15 protein-coding genes and 2 pseudogenes are annotated in these 19,425 nt (G+C 37.7%); 12 read left to right on the plus strand and 5 right to left on the minus strand.

The genetic code is table 11. From position 1 onward, the window contains the following. Window positions 1–13: 13 nt before the first annotated feature. From NITER_RS09140 to NITER_RS09150, 3 genes are read left to right on the plus strand one after another with little or no spacing between them, the layout of a single operon-like run. Window positions 14–2,140 carry a ribonucleoside triphosphate reductase gene (locus tag NITER_RS09140; RefSeq protein WP_084274849.1) on the plus strand — a complete coding sequence of 709 codons (2,127 nt, stop codon included), beginning with the start codon at window positions 14–16 and terminating at the stop codon, window positions 2,138–2,140. Beyond that, entirely contained in the window at window positions 2,133–2,303 is a 171-nt protein-coding gene (gene nrdD, locus NITER_RS09145; protein WP_143779614.1) for an anaerobic ribonucleoside-triphosphate reductase, read from the plus strand. Before NITER_RS09140 ends, nrdD begins: the two co-directional genes overlap by 8 nt. Next, on the plus strand, window positions 2,285–2,968 hold the full coding sequence (locus NITER_RS09150) for an anaerobic ribonucleoside-triphosphate reductase activating protein (RefSeq protein WP_084274848.1): 684 nt from the start codon (window positions 2,285–2,287) through the stop codon (window positions 2,966–2,968). The genes nrdD and NITER_RS09150 overlap by 19 nt, the downstream gene beginning before the upstream one ends. On the opposite strand, the gene upp is transcribed toward NITER_RS09150, so the two are convergent. The 3 genes from upp to NITER_RS09165 are packed head-to-tail and all read right to left on the minus strand — an operon-like array spanning window position 2,965 to window position 4,164. After that, on the minus strand, window positions 2,965–3,579 hold the full coding sequence (gene upp, locus NITER_RS09155; RefSeq protein WP_084274847.1) for a uracil phosphoribosyltransferase: 615 nt from the start codon (window positions 3,577–3,579) through the stop codon (window positions 2,965–2,967). The two genes, NITER_RS09150 and upp, sit on opposite strands and share 4 nt — an antisense overlap. Beyond that, window positions 3,576–3,929, minus strand: coding sequence for a type II toxin-antitoxin system PemK/MazF family toxin (locus NITER_RS09160; protein ID WP_084274846.1), 354 nt, complete (start codon window positions 3,927–3,929; stop codon window positions 3,576–3,578). The genes upp and NITER_RS09160 overlap by 4 nt, the downstream gene beginning before the upstream one ends. Continuing rightward, window positions 3,922–4,164 carry a ribbon-helix-helix domain-containing protein gene (locus NITER_RS09165; RefSeq protein WP_084274845.1) on the minus strand — a complete coding sequence of 81 codons (243 nt, stop codon included), beginning with the start codon at window positions 4,162–4,164 and terminating at the stop codon, window positions 3,922–3,924. Before NITER_RS09165 ends, NITER_RS09160 begins: the two co-directional genes overlap by 8 nt. Before the next feature lie 112 nt (window positions 4,165–4,276). Here NITER_RS09165 and NITER_RS09170 point away from each other — a divergent pair, with 112 nt between their 5' ends. From NITER_RS09170 to NITER_RS09195, 6 genes are all read left to right on the plus strand, one after another. Further along, window positions 4,277–5,164: a KaiC domain-containing protein gene (locus NITER_RS09170; RefSeq protein ID WP_084274844.1), complete on the plus strand. Its 888-nt coding sequence runs from the start codon at window positions 4,277–4,279 to the stop codon at window positions 5,162–5,164. A gap of 15 nt (window positions 5,165–5,179) precedes the next feature. Then, a complete protein-coding gene (locus NITER_RS09175) occupies window positions 5,180–5,842 on the plus strand; it encodes a bacterio-opsin activator (protein ID WP_084274843.1) in 663 nt (220 codons plus the stop codon). After that, a complete protein-coding gene (gene rgy, locus NITER_RS09180) occupies window positions 5,843–9,244 on the plus strand; it encodes a reverse gyrase (RefSeq protein ID WP_084274842.1) in 3,402 nt (1,133 codons plus the stop codon). A gap of 208 nt (window positions 9,245–9,452) precedes the next feature. Next, on the plus strand, window positions 9,453–10,361 hold the full coding sequence (gene ppk2, locus NITER_RS09185; RefSeq protein WP_084274841.1) for a polyphosphate kinase 2: 909 nt from the start codon (window positions 9,453–9,455) through the stop codon (window positions 10,359–10,361). Window positions 10,362–10,639: 278 nt separating this feature from the next. Beyond that, window positions 10,640–13,672: an LVIVD repeat-containing protein gene (locus NITER_RS09190; protein ID WP_084274840.1), complete on the plus strand. Its 3,033-nt coding sequence runs from the start codon at window positions 10,640–10,642 to the stop codon at window positions 13,670–13,672. A gap of 136 nt (window positions 13,673–13,808) precedes the next feature. Beyond that, window positions 13,809–14,495 carry an SDR family NAD(P)-dependent oxidoreductase gene (locus tag NITER_RS09195; RefSeq protein WP_084274839.1) on the plus strand — a complete coding sequence of 229 codons (687 nt, stop codon included), beginning with the start codon at window positions 13,809–13,811 and terminating at the stop codon, window positions 14,493–14,495. Here NITER_RS09195 and NITER_RS09200 read toward each other — a convergent pair whose 3' ends face one another. Further along, the gene (locus tag NITER_RS09200) at window positions 14,496–15,581 is read right to left on the minus strand and encodes a PilZ domain-containing protein (RefSeq protein ID WP_084274838.1); all 1,086 of its coding nucleotides are present in this window, start codon (window positions 15,579–15,581) and stop codon (window positions 14,496–14,498) included. 70 nt (window positions 15,582–15,651) lie between these two features. On the opposite strand from NITER_RS09200, the gene NITER_RS09205 reads away from it, so the two are divergent. The 3 genes and pseudogenes from NITER_RS09205 to NITER_RS09215 all read left to right on the plus strand — a co-directional run bounded on the left by NITER_RS09205 (window position 15,652) and on the right by NITER_RS09215 (window position 18,692). Next, entirely contained in the window at window positions 15,652–16,107 is a 456-nt protein-coding gene (locus NITER_RS09205; RefSeq protein ID WP_084274837.1) for a heme-binding domain-containing protein, read from the plus strand. 369 nt (window positions 16,108–16,476) lie between these two features. After that, a pseudogene (locus NITER_RS09210) lies at window positions 16,477–16,852 on the plus strand (transposase); the annotation flags it as partial. An 88-nt stretch (window positions 16,853–16,940) separates the two neighbouring features. Continuing rightward, on the plus strand, window positions 16,941–18,692 hold the full coding sequence (locus NITER_RS09215) for a hypothetical protein (RefSeq protein WP_084274836.1): 1,752 nt from the start codon (window positions 16,941–16,943) through the stop codon (window positions 18,690–18,692). Here the strand turns inward: NITER_RS09215 and NITER_RS10265 are convergent. Then, window positions 18,693–19,360 (minus strand): annotated as a pseudogene (locus tag NITER_RS10265) (HD domain-containing protein); the annotation flags it as partial. It abuts the gene before it with no gap. Window positions 19,361–19,425: the final 65 nt, after the last annotated feature.

Below are 19,425 nucleotides of genomic sequence, written 5' to 3' on the forward strand. Positions count from 1 at the left end.
AAAAGGAGTGGCAATGGATCTACAGTTTCCAAAAGCAATTATCAAACGAGATGGGAGTGTCGAGGAGTTTCGTGCCTATAAGATTGAAGATGCGATAAAAGCTGCTTTTGATAGTGTGCTTACTCCCTATGATCGCAAAGTATTTGAGAGTGTTTTGATTCGCATTAGCTTTGATGAGGTCAAAGCTGTCGAAGAGATACAAGATATCATTGAGTATGAGCTCTTTCGTGCTGGCTATTTTGATGTGATGAAATCTTTCATCACCTATCGCTTCTTGCACAAGATGCAGCGAGAGCAGATCTTGGGACTCACTCCTGATACCACCTATATAAATACTTCTAGTGCCGTTGAGGAGTATATCAATAAAAGCGATTGGCGTATCAATGCCAATGCCAATACGGGCTACTCCAATGCTGGACTTGTGAATAATTTGGCTGGAAAAGTTATAGCAAATTATTGGTTAGATAAAGTCTATAGCCCAGAAGAGGGGGCTGCACATAGAAATGGAGATATTCATATACACGATCTCGATTGCCTCACAGGATATTGTGCTGGATGGAGTCTGAGAGTTTTACTCAATGAGGGCTTCAATGGCGTAAGAGGAAGGGTTGAGAGCAAACCGCCCAACCACTTTCGCACAGCCCTTGGGCAGATGGCAAACTTTTTAGGGATTTTACAGAGTGAGTGGGCTGGTGCGCAAGCCTTTAGCTCCTTTGATACTTACCTAGCTCCCTATGTATTTAAAGATAATTTGAGTTATGAAGAGGTAAAGGAGGCAATTCGTAGTTTTGTTTACAACCTCAATGTGCCTGCACGCTGGGGACAGAGCCCATTTACCAATATCACAATAGACTGGACTGTGCCACAAGATTTGGCTGATCAGATTCCAACCAAAAATGATAGACATCTCTTTGAAGAGGTAGCAAATGATCCAAAAATTGTAAAAAAAGCGATGGAGCGCGGAGTAGCCTCTCCTTTGCAGCTTACTTATAAGCATTTTCAAAAAGAGATGCATCTCATTAATAGAGCCTTTTATGAGGTAATGACTGAAGGGGATAAAACAGGTCAGCCTTTTACTTTTCCAATCCCTACGGTGAATATCACAGAAGACTTTGACTGGTATGGAGAAAATACAGATATTTTGTTTGAAAATACCGCAAAAATTGGGAGCAGTTACTTTCAAAACTTTATTGGTAGCCAATATATCATAGATCCAGAAACTGGAGAAAAGAGAGAAAACCCTGATAGCTATAAACCAAATGCCGTAAGAAGTATGTGTTGCAGGCTGCAGCTTGATCTGCGTGAGCTCCTTCGACGTGGAAACGGACTTTTTGGTAGCGCTGAGATGACAGGAAGTATAGGGGTAGTAACTATCAATATGGCGCGTCTTGGCTATCGCTTTAAAGGAGATAGAGTAGGACTCTTTAAAGAGCTGAAGCGCCTTATGGATATAGCAAAAAGTACACTAGAAAAGAAGAGAGCTTTTATTAATGAGATGTTTGCTAGGGGGCTTTATCCCTACACCAAGCGGTATCTCAAAGATTTTAATAACCATTTCTCTACAATTGGTGTGAATGGTATAAATGAGATGATTCGCAATTTTACAGATGATAAAGAGGATATTACTACTGCTTATGGCATAGAATTTGCCAAAGATGTGCTCGATTTCATGCGCCAAAAATTAAAGAGCTATCAAGAAGAGACTGGCAATCTTTACAATCTCGAAGCAACACCAGCAGAAGGGACAACTTACAGATTTGCCAAAGAGGATAAGAAGCGTTATCCAGATATTTTGCAAGCTGGCTTTGGAGAAAATATCTATTATACAAACTCTTCGCAACTGCCAGTGGGTTTTACCGATGATCCCTTTGAAGCTCTAGAACTGCAAGATGATCTGCAGTGTAAATATACAGGCGGAACGGTGTTGCATCTGTATATGAGTGAAAAGATCAGCAGTGCTGAAGCTGCAAGAAAACTTGTCAAGTCTGTCATAGAAAATTTTCGGTTACCTTATATAACAGTTACACCACTTTTTAGTGTATGTCCAAAACATGGATATTTACAGGGGGAACATGAGTTTTGTCCGCTCTGTGATGAAGAACTTATCCAAGAATATTTAAAGGAGGCAGAAGATGTATAGAGAAGAAATTCTTAAAAAATTAGCACATAAACGCACAAAATGTATGGTCTATACAAGAGTAATGGGATATCATAGACCAGTAGAGAGTTTTAACATAGGCAAAAAGGGAGAGCATAAAGAGCGTACCTATTTTAAAGAGGAGCAATGCAAGGCGATGGTATAAAAATTTATGATCTTACCTCTTTTACACTGCTAGATTTTCCAGATACTCCAGCGGCTATTCTTTGGCTTGCTGGATGTAATATGCGTTGCCCCTACTGTCATAATCCAGACATTGTATATGGAAAGAATGAAAAAGATTTTAATGCAGTAGTCCAGTTTTTAAAAAAAAGAAGAGGTTTGCTTGAAGGAGTGGTTATTAGTGGAGGAGAACCAACAATTCATAAAGATATAGAAACTATTTGCGCTACGATTAAAGATCTTGGATACAAGATCAAACTTGATACCAACGGAAGCCTTCCACAGGTGTTAGAGCAGCTTTTAGCAAAAGATCTGCTAGATTTTATAGCTATCGATTTTAAAGCTCCCAAGAGTAAATTTCTTGCAATTACCAAATCAAAATCTTATGAAAATCTCATTGAGAGTCTCCATCTTCTCAATCGCTATCGTATTCCTTATCAGGTGCGCACTACCGTGCATACAGATCTTTTAGATGAGAGGGATATTGAAGAGATTATAGCGCTTCTTGAACAGATTGGATACACTAAAACCTACTATATACAAAACTTTATAAATTTGGGAAAAACTTTGTTACCACTACCAGAGCAAAAGAGAAAGCTCTTGCAAAACTTTAAAGCAAGCTTTCCTATTGCTTATCGCAATTTTTAGGTGTGAAATGCTCTATCCCCTGCATCACCAAGACCTGGAATAATATATTTTTGCTCATTGAGATATGCATCTATTTGTGCGATATGGATATGGGCATTGGGATGGTTAGCATTTGTATACTCTAGACCCTCTTTGACACCAACTATATGCAAAGTTGTGATAGAAGCTGGTTTTTTTGCTGCGAGGATATCAAGAGCACTTTTGAGTGATCCTCCCGTGGCTACCATAGGATCGACGATGATGATATTTTTGCCCTCAATATCAGGTAAGCGGGTATAGTAGAGTTTTGCTTCAAATGTGGTCTCATCACGTTTCATAGCTAAAAATCCACCCCTTGCATAGGGAAAAAGCTCCAGTAACCCCTCTTGCATAGGAAGAGCTGCGCGTAAAATTGCTACGACAACAATATTTTCTTGCTCTATAAAACTAAACTCTTTTTGCCCAATCCATGTAGGGATGCTCTTTTTGGTAAGAGAGAAACTACACGCTTCCATACAGAGAAGTTGAGCTAAGAGTTTGAGGTTGTGCCGAAACTCTTTTGGAGTGATGCGAATATCTCGAAGTCTATTGACAAGGTCTTTAATGAGAGGGTTTTTTGATTGGGAGATCATGCATAATCCTTTAATCCTAAAATAAGTGTAATTTGATATTCTAGAGCAAAAAGCTCTTTTTGGGTGAGATGAGTAAGAGGTTGTGGTATGATTCTTTTTTTATCAATGGCGCGGATTTGATCGCATAATATGTCAGAATCTTGTTCCAATCTATCTCTTTTTTGTATGCGAAATCGTAATGGATAGGCATTATTGATAAGTTTTGTACTCAGTGGCAGTATAATGATTGTGGGGTGCTCAATCTCATTGAGAAAATCTGTTTGAAAAATGAGTACAGGTCTTAATTTGTCTACTTCATTGCCTCTTTTTGGATTGAGATTGGCAAGATAGATCTCTCCTCGTTTATACATTTTCTAAACCATCATCGATAGTATTTTCTAAATCTTCTATCATATTCGCACTCTCTTTTCTTATATTGAGTGAGGCTTGCTGTATCTGTCTCTTTATGTTTTGTAAAGCAATCTTTTTTTCATACTCTTTTATGGCTCTTCGGATAAGTTCGCTTTTGCTCAGTTTGAGTTTTCGTGAGAGGTTTGTGATCTCTTCAAAAAGCTTTTCATCTGTTTTGAGTGTAATTGTTTTCATAATTACTCCTTTTGGTATTACTATTATAAGTAATACAATATTTTTTTGCAAGTTATGTTGCACTGCTTTGAAAAAAGCTGTGTTATAATTTTTAAAAACCGAAGGAGTCTCTATGGCCCAAGAGTCCCAAAACCAGCAAGATTATAGCTATCAAGAGCCAGAAGTAATTAAAGAGGCTATCTATGTTGGCTCAAAAGCTTTAGAAAAGGCGCCCGAACTTATTGGTGTACCAACAGGAATTGAGGGACTAGATGATCTCTTTTTTACCGTCAAGGAAGTAAAGGGAAAGCTTCAGAAGGTCTCTCTTGGAGGCATTCCCAGATACAGCGTCTTTAACATTACAGGAGTGAGCGATACAGGTAAAAGTCTTATGGTGGAGCAGTTTGCTATTGAGCAGGCGAGGAAAGGGGAGAAAGTTGCCTTCATCACTGTCGAGACACCGGCAAATTTTGTGGCTTCCTCTTTGAAATATCGAGCTTTAGCTATGGGATACAATTTTGATGAATTCCAAGACAATATCATTCTCATTGATGCAGCTTCCAACTACAAACTTCGTGAGTATGTGCCAGATCTCTTGGCAACGCTTGCATATGCCATCAAGGAGTATAAGATAAACTTTACTGTTATTGACTCTGTAACAGGGCTTTTTGAAAACAAGGAGATGATGGCGAGAGCCATTGTACGAAGGGTCTTTAATTTTATGAAAAAGTGGTATCAGACGGCTCTTTTTGTCAGCCAAAAGCGAAGCGGCCATGAGGAGCTCAGTGCTGAGGCTGCGGGGGGATATGCAGTGGGGCATATTGTTGACGGTACGATGGTGTTGGCAAAAGAGCTGATTTCTAGTCAGTATCAAGCAAGAATGTATAAAGCAAAGCTGGGAGATGTGGTGCGACTCTTTCGGATTGATGGATGTCGTATGAGTGGTCACGATACAAAGACCCATTACATGGAGATTAGTGAAACAGGGCTTGTGAAAATTTTAGCTCCAATTGGTGAATAAAAAAAGGAGGCAAAAATGATTATTTTAACCGGAGATACGCTAAATATTGATGAAAAGGGTGTGGAGAGACTTGTTGAGAGAGTTTTTTTCAAAAGCATCGATCTCTTAGGAGGATTGAAAAAATTAGCTGAATTTCGTACACTTACTTGGCTTCCAAGCCTTGCGCGCGCTGCATTTGCAATAGTATTACGCGAAGAATACCTCAAGCCAGAAGATGAGATAGCTGAATATGTGGGGCTGACGAGAAATACTGTAAGAAATATCCTCAGAGCAGATCCTGACCAAGCGATGTATAAGATCCAGCATCTTGATGAATTGAGCGCCCAAGAGAAAAAGGAACTCAAAGTCCATACTGCAGGAGGTGTGGCAAAGCTTGCTTACAGACTTGTCAAAGAGGGGCAAGATTCTCAAACCATTCTTGATTTTTGCCATACGATGGCTGGTGAAGCGCTTCAAGCAGCATCATGTGAATCACCATGGGCATATCTTGTGCTCAAACACACAAAAGGTATTGGTTATCCTATTGTAAGTGATGAGGTATTGGGTGAGCGTCTTAGGGAAATTTCCATTAAAGGTGTAGATGGATCTACAGTAGCAAAAGGACTTGTCTATCCTATCAAAACTCCAGCCCAGCTTCTCAAAGAGATCAAAGAGTATTTGCAAGCCCAAGGCAAATAAGTGATTCCTCTTATCTATAAAAAGATGTGCCCCAACTGCGGGGGCGACATCTGCAGTGAGAGACTTTTCAAAGGGCTAGTTTGTAAAAAGTGCCTGCCCAAGGAGGCGAATCCTTGTGAGGCATTAGAAGAGGGGGACTTTTTACAGATATGCAACCTTCAAAAAGAAGTAAGTGAGTTTGAAAGTTTTTTTGAGCAAAGAAGTGGTTTTTCTCCTAGAGAGCTGCAGCTCATGTGGGCAAAACGGCTCTTTTTGGATATATCCTTTGCGCTTCTAGCCCCCACAGGGGTAGGCAAGACTACATTTGGACTTATAAGTGCCTCTTTTTTGAAAACGCACGGCAAAAAGAGCTACTTAATTTTTCCCACTGCATTGTTGGCCAAGCAGGCTTATGAACGCCTTGCACAAATGGGTGAAGATGCACTACTGTATGACTCTCACGCATCCCAAAAACAAAAGGAGGCTGTAAAGGAGAAGATTCAAGAGGGCGATTTTTCTATTCTCATCACTACCACCTCCTTTTTGTATAAAAACTACTCTATCATCCCTCAGGTTTTTGATTTTGTTTTTGTAGATGATGTGGACTCTATCTTGAAGTCTGCCAAAAATATCGACAAGGTTTTATATCTTTTGGGATTTGATGAAAGTGATATTCAAAAGACTCTCGAATTTATTGACTATAAACGCCGCCTTGTTAGACAAAAAAATATCGATTGGGAGGAGTTTGAGAGTAAAAGAAAAGAGATAGAATCGATTGCAAGAAAACGTAAAGCCACACTCATCGTCTCAAGTGCCACGGCAAATCCAAGGAGCCGACGAGTTTTGCTCTTTCGCGAGCTGTTGGGGTTTGAGGTGAGCAGGCCAAGTATTACGCTACGAAACATCGAAGATATCTATGAAGAGTCAGATGAGCTTTGGAAAAGAAGCATCGAGAGGATCCGAGAATTTGGAAAAGGGGGACTTCTTTTTTTGCCTTCAAACGCCACAAAAGAGGAGCTGCGTAAATTTTTAGCCTTTTTGGAAAAAGAGGGAGTAAAAGCGCAAAGTTATGAAGAGTTTGACGAAGAGGCCTTTCGAGAGGGAGAGATAGATGTAGTGGTAGGGTTTGCGAGCTATCGCAATCCTCTAGCCCGTGGGTTGGATCTGCCAGATGTGGTGCGATACGCCCTTTTTGTAGGGGTTCCAAAGCTAGAATTTAAACTCGATTTGCAAAAGACAAGCTCGCTTTACTTCTTTTTACTTGCACTTGTGCCAGCACTCAAATCTGAGCCTTTTTTCCCACAAGTCTTGAAATATATAGACTATCTTAAACGCACGGCTTTTATTCCAGCACAAAGGCTTACCCCTCAAGCCCAAGAGAAGATTCAACATATCTACGACTGGCTCCAAGAGCTTTTAAATGAGGAGTTTATACAAAAAATCAATAAAAGTCCTGATGTATCATTGGTAAAAGATGATACATTCAAAGTCATCACCGCCGATGTGACGGGCTATATCCAAGCGAGCGGGCGTACAAGTCGCCTTTTTGTAGGAGGGCTTACCAAGGGGCTTAGTTTCGTACTGGTAGATAGCCAAAAAGCGTTTGTAAGTTTGCAAAAGAAGGTGAGATGGTTTAGTGAAGAGATTGTTTTTAAAAGAGCCGGTGAAGTTGATATCAAAGAGATTCTATATCAAATCGATGAGGATCGCAAGAAGGTAAGAGCAGCTTTGGCGGGTGGACTCAAAGAGCAAAAAGATTTTTTCAAAACAGCCCTTGTTATTGTCGAATCTCCGAACAAAGCAAGAACTATCGCAAACTTCTACGGTAAACCACTAGTGAGAGAATCTAAAGGGATCAAGATTTATGAAATCGCCAAAGAGGACAAGATCTTAAATATCACTGCCTCGAAAGGGCACGTTTTTGATCTTAATAAAGAGGAGGGTTTTCATGGCGTTCTTACCAAGCCTGAGTTTGTAGAGATTTTTGAGCCAATAGACACCACAAAAGAGAGCATTATGCAGGCTATAAGGGAGCTTGACATCGAAGTATCGGAGGTTTTTATTGCGACCGACCCCGATACTGAAGGGGAAAAGATAGCATACGATCTTTTTTTAAATAGCCGCCCTTTCAATAGCACTATCAAGCGTACGGAGTTTCATGAGGTGACTAAATGGGCTTTTGATGAAGCTTTACAAGAGGCAAGAGAGGTCAATGAGGATAGAGTAAGAGCCCAGTTAGTCAGACGTGTTGCCGATAGATGGATAGGTTTTGAGATCTCACAATTCTTACAAAAAAAATTTGGCAAAAGAAGCCTCAGTGCCGGGCGGGTGCAAACGGCGGTGTTGGAGTGGATCGTTTTAAGAGAGTATGAGGCAAAAGAGAAGGTCTATGTGGTTACAACCTCTTTTGGAGGGCTTGAAGCAGGATTTGTCTTTGAAAAAGAAGAAGATGCAAAGAGCTTTTATGAAAATCTCCAAAAGATAAAACTGGAGTTTATCCAACAAAATGAAAAAGAGCTTTTTCGCTTGCCTTACTCTACCGATGCAATGCTTTTCGATGCCGCTTCCAGACTTCACTTTTCGCCACAGCGTACCATGCAGCTAGCGCAAGATCTCTTTGAAGCAGGATTTATCACCTATCACCGCACCGATTCTATTCGTGTCAGTCCCGCTGGACTTGCTATTGCCAAAGAGTATATAACAAGTCACTTTGGAGAGGAGTTTTACAAACCAAGTCCTCACAGTAGCCAAGGGGGTGCTCACGAGGCTATTCGGCCCACTAGAGCGATGGATGCCCAAGAACTCGAAGAGTTTATGCGACTGCAAAATCAAAATATCACACAAGTACACTTGAGACTTTATGATCTCATTTTCCGCAACTTCATTGCTTCACAGATGAAAGAGGCAAAAGTATTACAGATCGATGCAATTGCCACTGTTCTTGGGCAGGTGGCAGAGCTTAGCTTTTACAAAAAAATCATAGAGGATGGGAACAATCTCATTTGGCCAGTGGATATTGTAGATATTGAAGAGGGAGAAGTAGAGGCACAAAAGAGTTTGAGCACCAGAAGTAAAGTGCCACGCTACAGCTACGCACAAATCATCAGGATGATGAAAGAGCGAGGTGTGGGTAGACCTTCAACGTATGCTATAACGATCGATAAACTGCAGCAAAGACGCTATATTTTTCAAAAAGGAGGTATACTCTTTGCTACGAAAAAAGGGATAGCAGTCTATGAGGAGATCAAAAAGCATCCAGAACTCTACTACTTCGTCAACGAAAACTACACTAAAGAGCTGGAATCTTTGATGGATGGAGTAGAAGAAGGAAAAATAGAGTTCGTAGAAATTTTACAAGAGCTTTATAAAACCTTGCAAGAGAGTATAGACAAAAAAGAGGAGACAGATAAGAGGAATAAGTAGCTAAGATAGAGTCAAACAACCTCAGTATGGTATAAAGAGAGGGTTATAGAATATAGGCTCTTATAAATAATTACAACTTTGCTTAAGATAATGTATTTTTTTACTCCTGTGCCTGTTAGTTATTACCTTCTCAACTAGCCATTGTAAAAAACTTATATATTATGAAAAATTTAGTTTTAAAGATTTATAATCAAAAAAAAGGAGTAATATGAAGAGTATTTTTGAAGATATCTACTATCTCAAAGAGCGGATCCAAGAACCAGATCTCAAAGAAAAGCTCGAAAATTTAGAGCAGCAGTTTCATCTATTGCGCACCAAAAATGGTCTCAAGCAACTTGTGAAGAAAAAGAAGCTCAAAAAAGCGATAGAGTATATCAAGTATGAAGATGAACTTACAAGACTGCAGATTGAGCTTATTAAGATGCAAAACTGGATATATGAAAATAAAAAGAGGCTTATGATTATATTTGAAGGGCGTGACGCAGCGGGAAAAGGTGGTTCAATCAAACGCTTTACTATGCATCTCAATCCCAGAAAGTATCGTGTTGTTGCACTGCCTGCTCCAACTGAAGTAGAAAAAGGGCAGTTCTATTTTCAGAGATATTTTCAGCATTTGCCAAATCCTGGTGAAATTGCATTTTTTGATCGCAGCTGGTATAACCGTGCTATTGTGGAGCCAGTATATGGGTTTTGTACAAAGGAGCAGTATGAGAAGTTTATGATGGAAGTGCCGGAGATTGAGCATGCGCTGATTGATGATGGGATAATGCTTATAAAATTTTGGTTTTCTATCTCCAAAGAGACGCAAAAAAGACGATTTGAAGAGCGTATGCACAATCCTTTAAAACAGTGGAAACTCAGTCCAGTTGATATGAAAGCGCAAGAGTTATGGGATGAGATAACGCATTATAAAGAGGAGATGTTTAGCCGTACGCACACATCATATAGTCCTTGGATTATAGTCAACTCTAATAACAAAAAACTCGCACGTCTCGAGTCAATTCGCTATGTGCTCTCTCAAATTCCTTATAAAGGAAAAGAAGAAGCAAAAGTCTCTCTCCATCCCGATCCTGATATAGTACAGCGCTACCATAGAAAAAATATTCAGATAGATTGAGATTTTTCTCAATCTATCCTATTGAATATTTTTCAACTTATTTATGGAAAGTTTTATTTACACTATATTCTCTTCCTTGAGACAGTAACTATTTTATTAAAATTTATAATGATATAAGATGTATTGCAATTATATGTTCAATTGTGTAAAGAGACATATTTTCTCAAAAGTCAACAAGATTTTGTTAAGAAAATATTGAAAAATAACTATTAATGAACTAATAAAATTTTAATATAGACTGAGTTAATATAGATCAATAAATATTGAAGGAGGATATTATGCAAAAGCTCCTTAAATCCATAATGTTGGTTGGATTGCTCTTTGTGTCATATCTTTTGGCAGCAGGTAATACAGATCCTATCAGCCAAATAGAGCATGATGTGCTTGCAAACAATGGTGGCAAATATGATATTACAGGCTATTTTGCTTCATATCACTTTAGCAGTGATACAAAATCTAACTGGACATTTACATTTGCAAGCAGATATGGTGGTAAAACCTATCAGCTTTTAGGTGATACAAGTGAAGAGAATATGCAAAGAATGGGAATATTTGGTTGGAAACCGATAAATGTTACTCCAAATCCTCCTCAATATTATATGGTGCAGTATAAGCGTACACCTTTTGGATGGATTTTATTTGATATAGATGAAGAGGGAAATTGCAAAAATGTATATAAGCTTGCGGGTCAAGATCCAGTAACAAAAGGCTTTAGCTATGATGTAGATGGTGATGGACATACTGATAGATTAGATGGCTTGGGTTGTAAAGTTACAGGTGAGAGTGTGCAGTTTTTCTCTGCTCAGCAAAGCTCAAGTTCGCAAAGTTCAAGTTCACAAAGCTCAAGCTCACAAGGTAATATAACTGTAGGGACTGCACAATTGGGAAATTTGGCGGAAGCTGCTGTGACTATCTATAAAATAGAAGATAATGGAAGCTTTACTCCTTTATGGAATGAGACAACAAGTAGTGGAGATACACTCGATGAGATAGGAAAGTTCAATATCCATGCAGATGAGCTTCATGATGAGGAGTACTATCTCTTTAAAGTTGTAGGGGGTAAAGATTGGGATGCAGATGATAATGGTATAAAAGATGCACATTTTACTCTCAATAGAGGAACTATTAGGCTTGTTGCAAAAGGAAAGGATATCAAGGTTGCAGGAAATAATCTCAGAGTCACGCAAGTTTCAGAATTAATCTATGAGAGCGTTGTCAAGCAGATAAAATATAACTTCAATAAAGCAAACTTTCAAACAGTTTTACAAAATTCGATAGTAAAGATTGTACAAGATATAAATCAAGATGGAACTGTAGATATACAAGATATGCTCCAATTCGATCCAGTCAATGACAAAAATAGGCTTACACATATTTATAAATTAAAAGCACAAGATATTATAGATCTTATTCATTTAGGAAGAATACCAGCTCTATTCTTTTCGGCTCAAATCGGCCACTATAATACAGGTGGAGAGTCTCATAATATAGCCCTCTCAAATGATGGAACAAAGGCGTATATAGCAGATGGGAGAGACGGTTTGGTTATCATAGATATCAGCAATCCTCAAACCCCCACTCAAATTGGTTTCTTTGATACAACTGGAATTGCGTGGGATGTTGCTCTCTCAAATGATGGAACAAAAGCGTATGTGGCAAATGGGGCCGGTTTAGCTATTATAGATATCAGAGATCCTCAAAATCCAACTCTTCTTGGCTCCTATTATACAGCAGCAGGTGTTTGGGATGTAGCCGTCTCACAAGATGGAACAAAGGTATATGTGACAGATGGAGATAGAGTTGGTTTGCTTATCATAGATATCAGAGATCCTCAAAATCCAACTCTTCTTGGCTCATGTAATATAGCAAGAATTGCTTTTCAAGTTGTTCTCTCAAAGGATGGAACAAAAGCGTATGTGGCAAATGGGGCTGGTTTAGCTATTATAGATATCAGAGATCCTCAAAATCCAACTCTTCTTGGCTCCTATTATACAGCAGCAGGTGTTTGGAATGTAGCCGTCTCACAAGATGGAACAAAGGCGTATGTGGTAAATGAGGCCGGTTTAGCTATTATAGATATTAACAATCCTCAAAATCCAACTCTTCTTGGCTCTTTTAATACAGCCGGAATTTCCAGGAACGTTGCCCTTTCAAGTGATGGAACAAAAGCATATATGACAGATTCTTCTAATGGTTTAGTTATTATAGATATTGGTAATCCTCAAAATCCTACTTTGATTAGTTCATGTGATACTGCTGGAACAGCTTATGGTGTAGCTCTCTCACAAGATGGAACAAAAGCATATATAGCAGATGGAGAAAATGGGTTAGTTATCGTAGATGTTAGCGAACCGGAAAATTTCATTTCATTTAAAAGCAATGCTTTAATTGGCTCCTATAATTTAGCTGGATATGCTTTGGATATTGTTCTCTCACAAGATGGAACAAAAGCGTATGTAGCAGATGGCTGGCAAGGTTTGGCTATCATAGATGTCAGTAATCCTCAAAATCCAACTCAAATTAGCTCGTCTGGTACAGGGGGATATGCTCATGGTGTTGCTCTCTCAAGCATTAGAAAATATGCATATGTAGCAAATTACACTAAAGGTTTAGCTATTTTAGATATCAGAGATCCTCAAAATCCGACTCTTCTTGGCTTCTACGATACAGCAGGAACTGCATGGGATATTATTCTCTCAAATGATGGAAAAAAAGCATATGTGGCAGATTATTCCAATGGTTTAGTTATCATTGACGTCAATAACCCTCAAAATCCAACTCAAATAGGTCACTATGATACGGATGGATATGCCTATGGCATTACTCTCTCACGAGATGGAACAAAGGCATATGTGGCAGATGGCTGGCATGGTTTAGCTATCATAGATGTTAGCAATCCTCAAACCCCTACTCAGATTAGTTCATGTGATATAGGAAGATCTGCTTATGGTGTTGTTCTCTCACAAGATGAGAAAAAAGCATATGTGGCAGATGGGGATTCGGGTTTAACTATCATAGATATCCAAGTTCCTCAAAATCCAACTATTCTTGGCTCCTACAATTTAGCTGGTACAGGGGGAATTTCCTGGAACGTTGCCCTCTCAAATGATGGAACAAAGGCGTATGTAGCAGATGATAGCAATGGGGTAGTAATTATAGATGTAAGTGATCCTCAAAATCCAACTCTTCTTGGATCTTATGCTACGAATGGAAGAGCTCATAGGATTGTCCTTTCAAAGAATGGAACATATGCTTATGTTGCAGATGAAATTGGTGGTTTGAAAGTAATTGATTTGACTCTTTTTGAATAATATTTTTACGGTGCCATGTAGCACCGTAAAAAGAAATAAAGTTTTAGTAATGTAATCATCTATTTTATGCTACAAATTTTACTCATGTATGTATAGGTAATGTTACAATTATAAAAATATAATCTAAAGGATATCAATGAAAATATTTATAACAGGTATTGGCAGTGGTTTAGGTGAAGCATTGGCAAAACTCTATGTTGAAGCTGGGGAAGAGGTGTATGCCCTGAGCCGCTTTTTGCCCCGCAGTTTGCAAGGATATGAAAATCTCCATTTTGTACAGCTGAACTTACATGCTTTGGAAAAGATAGAGGGAGCAGTTGAAGAATTGCTAGCACAAACAGAGCTTGATTTAGCAATTTTAAATGCCGGAATTTTAGGGGAGCTCAAAGATATGAGTGACACAAGTATCCATGAGATCGAAGAGATTATGAATCTCAATGTATGGGCAAATAAAGTACTGCTTGACTCTTTTAAAAAGCGTACCGTGAAGCAGGTTGTGGCTATCAGTAGTGGTGCAAGTGTAAGTGGAGCAAGGGGATGGAATGCCTATGCACTGAGCAAAGCGGCTCTCAATATGCTTATTCGCCTCTACGCTGCTGAGATGCCAAATACACACCTTACAGCACTTGCTCCTGGTCTTATAGAGACTCCTATGATGGAGCATATTTTACAGCATGCTGATAGGGAGAAATTCCCTGTAGTAAAACGCCTAGCAGAGTCTCAAAGACTTGCACCAGCAGATGCTGCTTTATTGCTAAGTGATAGTTTTGGAAAACTTTTGGAGTTTCCAAGCGGAGAGTTTATTGATATTAGAAACCTTTAATTATATACGTATCTCTTTGATGATTTCAAACTGCCTATGCAGGATATATTCGGCAAGAAAGTTTTCAAATTCTACATCTAAACTGTATTGTATACCCAATCTTTTCGCTTCCTCGTCGAGGTAGCGAATCTCCCCTTCTATTACAATTTTTTTATTCTCTAATGCAAACTGGAGAGTAACGCTGTCCCGTTTATTACATGAAGAAATATTACTACAGATAATACCTGCTCCTCCTATGGAGATATCTTGAATGACCCCACTGCATTGGCATTGAGAAGATGTAATAGTTATAGGAATAGACTCTTTTGGCTGAACACGTACAAATTTTCTTTTTTCCTGTGGGAGCTCTTCAAAGCAAAAAGAGTCTAAGATAACATAGTCAAAATCTTTGATCTCTTTTATTTTAGTTTTTATTGGCTTGTCTATAAGATCTGTTTTTATAAAAAGCTCTTTGTCATGATGAAAAATTTTAAAATTGCATTCTGCTATATCGACAACAATTGTATCTTCTTTTAATAGTCTGATTTTGGCTTTGCAAGATATAGGTACCTGTTTGTAAAAATCGAGTAGAATTATTTGGCTGTTTTGTCTTTTTATTTTTTCTAAAATCGACAAGATTATCTCTTGCTCTTTTTTATCATTTTCATGTTTTAATGAGCGTAACTCTTGCTGTTGCTCTTCAAAAAATTTTGTATATCCTCTTTGAAAAGCAACAATATAATTATCTATGAGTTGAATCATTATAGAGACATCAAGGTGATTATGGTGTTCTTTTTGGAGAATAATGCCAATAAAATCTTGCAAAAGTTTAAGAAGAGATTTTGTAAGAGGTGGAAGGATATTAAATCTATTTTGTGCCAGCATATATGCAAAATTGATAATTTTTTGCTCTCTATCGGATGTACCAGGTGTGAAAAGTATAAGGTAGAGTTTTTCTGCTATGGTGTTGATTGCTCCAGATGAGAGGGGTTTACTATTTTTTGGTGGCTTTTCTAAAATGGAAGAACGGAAAAATTCAAGAAAGTGCTCTTTATATTGTGAAAAAAATGCTTTGTGTTTACTCAAAAAGGAATTCATCGTTTCCATGTTTATTCCTAAATTGTAATTATTAATCAAACTATAGTAATATTACCACAAAAAAGGAGAGGGGGGGATAATGAAAAGCTTTTTGATGTATCTTGGTGCAGTAGCGGTTATTATTGGACTTTTGCAATTTATTCCAACCTATGAAAAATCAAACCCACCAACCGATCCTCAAAAAGAGATACAAGCTCCAAAGGAGGTGATGGCAATTTTTAAACGGAGCTGCTATGATTGTCACTCTAATGAGACAAAATGGCCATGGTATGCCAATGTAGCTCCTATGAGTTGGGCAGTAAGACGCGATGTGATAGAAGGGAGAAAAGCGCTCAATTTTAGCACATGGAATGATTATAGTGATGAAAAAAAACAAGAGCTCAAAAAGCAGATCTTTAGAAGTGTCATCTTAGCTATGCCACTTCCACAATATCTTTGGCTTCATCCTGAAGCAAAACTCTCATCAAAAGATAAAGAGACTATACGCAACTGGGCGAGTGATGGTAAAGGATATATCGACTATGATGTTCGCTAACCGGCTTTTTTGCTGGTTGCGCCATTTTTGTGTAAAAATATCTGCATGAAAGTTATTTGTGTCAGTGTGTTGCGCAAAGACTTGGTAAAGCTCTTACTTAAATGGTAGTTGTTGATGGCGATGGTAAGCTTCTGTGAAGCAATATGGGGATTTTTGGCGATATCGTTGAGAGCGTGGGAAATGCCTTCTCAGTCAAGATAAAATAAGAAAAAAAGACTGACATGAAAAGATTTGATTTTGATAAGGTAGTAAAAGAGCTACTTGAGGTAAAAAAATAAGTGGTAAAGATGGGGGTGTTGGCGTTATTGGTAAAATAGTTGGTTGAGGCTGCTTTGGACGCAGAGGTTGAATCATATAGCCGATTGAAATGAAGGGAAATGGGGTAAAAGTATCCTATCATTATCAATTCCTAGCAAAACAAATGGAAGAATCTCTCCTATTATTTTAAATATCCAGAAACTATCAGAAAAATTATTTACATTACAAATAATATCAAATCAGTACATCGGCAATTTCGTAAACTGACTAAAATGAAAGGAGCTTTTCCAAATGAAAATTTACTTCTAAAACTACTTTCTATGAGAATATTTTGCTTGCAGTGATGTTAAAGGGAGTGAAAGGAAAAATGCACAGAAAAAATGGAAGATGATGATTGGAAACAGGAATCTTACTCTATTAGTTAGCTATATTTGAAGTAAGGATTGAAAAACCCTTGAAATTTAATTATGGTACAATGCTCTACTGACACGGAATTTTGAACAATCTCAGAGAAATAGTTCATTTATTTGTTCAATCTTTGCTCTTAGAACGACGTTACACAGAAGGAATAGCATATGCAACTACGCTATTTTGGAAAAATCACATGGGCCCTACTATTTTCACTTCTCTGTGGTATCTTCTACTATCTTTCAACACCTCATATACAAAAAAGTTTGCTCAATCAACAAAAGGCTATCTTGTTGCCTTATGTTACAAATGCAAAATCGAAACAAAAGTTTATCTTCGATATCTCTTTTTTCTCTCTCAACCCATTACAAAAAATTGATATCATACCAGATGACTGCGTTGAAAATTTCACAATTAATAAAAAATCAATTTTTATCAAAAATATCGAAGGAAAATGTGACTGGAAAAGGGGTTTTTCTCTCGATATAACCAAATACATCCATCCAGGAATAAATCATATACAATTAGTAATAAAAAATAGAAATGGAAAAAGTGGCCTCTATCTCCATTTTCATTCTCCTATCTCCACTGTTTTTCATTTGCTGTTTTCTCTTTCACTCCTTCTACTACTCTTTTTAGTATCGAATAGATTTTTTTCGAAAAAGCTCTCTTTTTTCATTGTTGCAGGCATTGCTTTGTGCATGATATATCTTTCTTATACTCCTTATTATGTGAGAACCTACGATGTCATCACTCATACTGGGCATTTGGACTATATCAAGATGATAGCAGATCATTTCACATTTCCAAATCCGACGAAAGGCTGGGAGTATCATCAGCCACCTCTTTATTACATTCTCGCAGCGATTGTCTACAAAATATCGCTTCTGCTCTATATCAATCCATACATTAGTTTACAATGGCTATCTTTACTCTTTTTTACAATTTTCATCATCTTTTCAATAAGAAGTTTGCAACTTGTTATAAAAAAAGAATTTTTACTATCTCTTTCATCTTTGTTACTCATTTTTTGGCCCTCTGGTATCATCCACTCCATTCGAATAGGAAACGATGTTTTGACATATGCATTGACTGCAATCGGATTTTATTACACTCTTCTTTGGTGGCAGCATAAAAGAGATATAAAACCTGCTCTTCTTTTTTCAGCATTAGCACTCATCACAAAAGCAAGTGGAATAATTCTTTTCATAATTATAGGTGTTTTAATCATCATAGAGGCATTGAAGCAAAAAAACAAGAAATATTTTATCAAAATGGCGGCATTAGCGTTTTTATTCTTTTTAGTCGGATTTGTTATCAATTTTGCAGACAATATATATTATGCATTACAAAGCACCTCTTCTGATTGGCTCGTGAGCAATGTGGTGAACACGTTGAACAAAAAACTCTATGTAGCTAATACTCTAGGAAACTATTTTTATTTCGATATGAAAAAATATCTTCTTTTTCCCTATATAGATGCTTGGCACGATTTGTATGGAAGGCAATATTTTTGGAACTATTTTTTAAAAAGTGCTTTGTTTGCAGAATTTTTCTTCAACGACGCATATCACCAAAATATAGCATATATTCTCTCTTTTTTAAGTCTTATTCTCTATGTAAGTATTTTGATAGGGGTATTTACCATTTATAAAGAGGAGTTGCAAGAAGCAGCTCCTTTTTTACTCTTTTTTATTTTATATATTTTGATTCTTCTTGCCTATCGGATAAAGATTCCGGTTGCTTGTAATACAGATTTTAGATACGTCTATCCCTTACTTATACCCATGGTCTATTTCTATGCAAAATTGTATGAAAAACTTAGATCCACACCATTTATATTATTGCAATATTCCGTTGTTTTGGAAGCCATCCTTTTTTCGTTTCTCTCCTTTCTTTTTTTCATTAAACCAGCATGATCAGCGAGTAAACTCAATTGCTCTTTGCTCCCTGATAAGATTTACTTTTACTTCTCCTGGATATTGCATACTCGCTTCAATATCTTTTGCTAATAGAATAACTTTGTTATCTGTGACAAATCCTGCATTAGCAAGTACGCGCATTTCTCTACCAGTATGGATTGTATAGGCCTTTTTCATAGATGGTTTACTCAAAGCTATATCTTCAATAGCTTGTGCTCTTTTCAAAAAAGCATCCAAAAACACTCTTCTTGCTCCAGGTCTTGCTGCACTGAGTGTATCGGCAGTATATACTGCTGTAGCTTCTGCGATTCATGGCTCTTCATAGCTATGGTGAGCATAGATTGCATTGATAACAACATCTGGTTCTTTATACCATTTACTTGCTACTTGCTATAAGATCTACATGGCTACCACTATATTCATGCGTGAGTACTTTACCTATATCATGCAAAAGTCCAGCTCTTTTAGTTACTACTTCATTGCCACCTATCATTGCGGTAAGATTCCTGTAAAATGAGTAACTTCCAGTGAGTGGCCTAAAGCATTTACCCATAACTGGCCCAAATTTAAGATGATCTATTAATTTAATCAATTCCAGATAGACTTGACACTTGTCCAATACCTAAATCAATAACAATGTTCTCTCCCTTTTCAAGAAGCTGGGATACATCCTAAGACTTTTCGAAGGAGTGTTAGTCATCCAGCGAACAAGGTTTTTTAAAAAGCTTCC

The organism is Nitratiruptor tergarcus DSM 16512 (assembly GCF_027946175.1).
Lineage (GTDB): Bacteria > Campylobacterota > Campylobacteria > Campylobacterales > Nitratiruptoraceae > Nitratiruptor > Nitratiruptor tergarcus.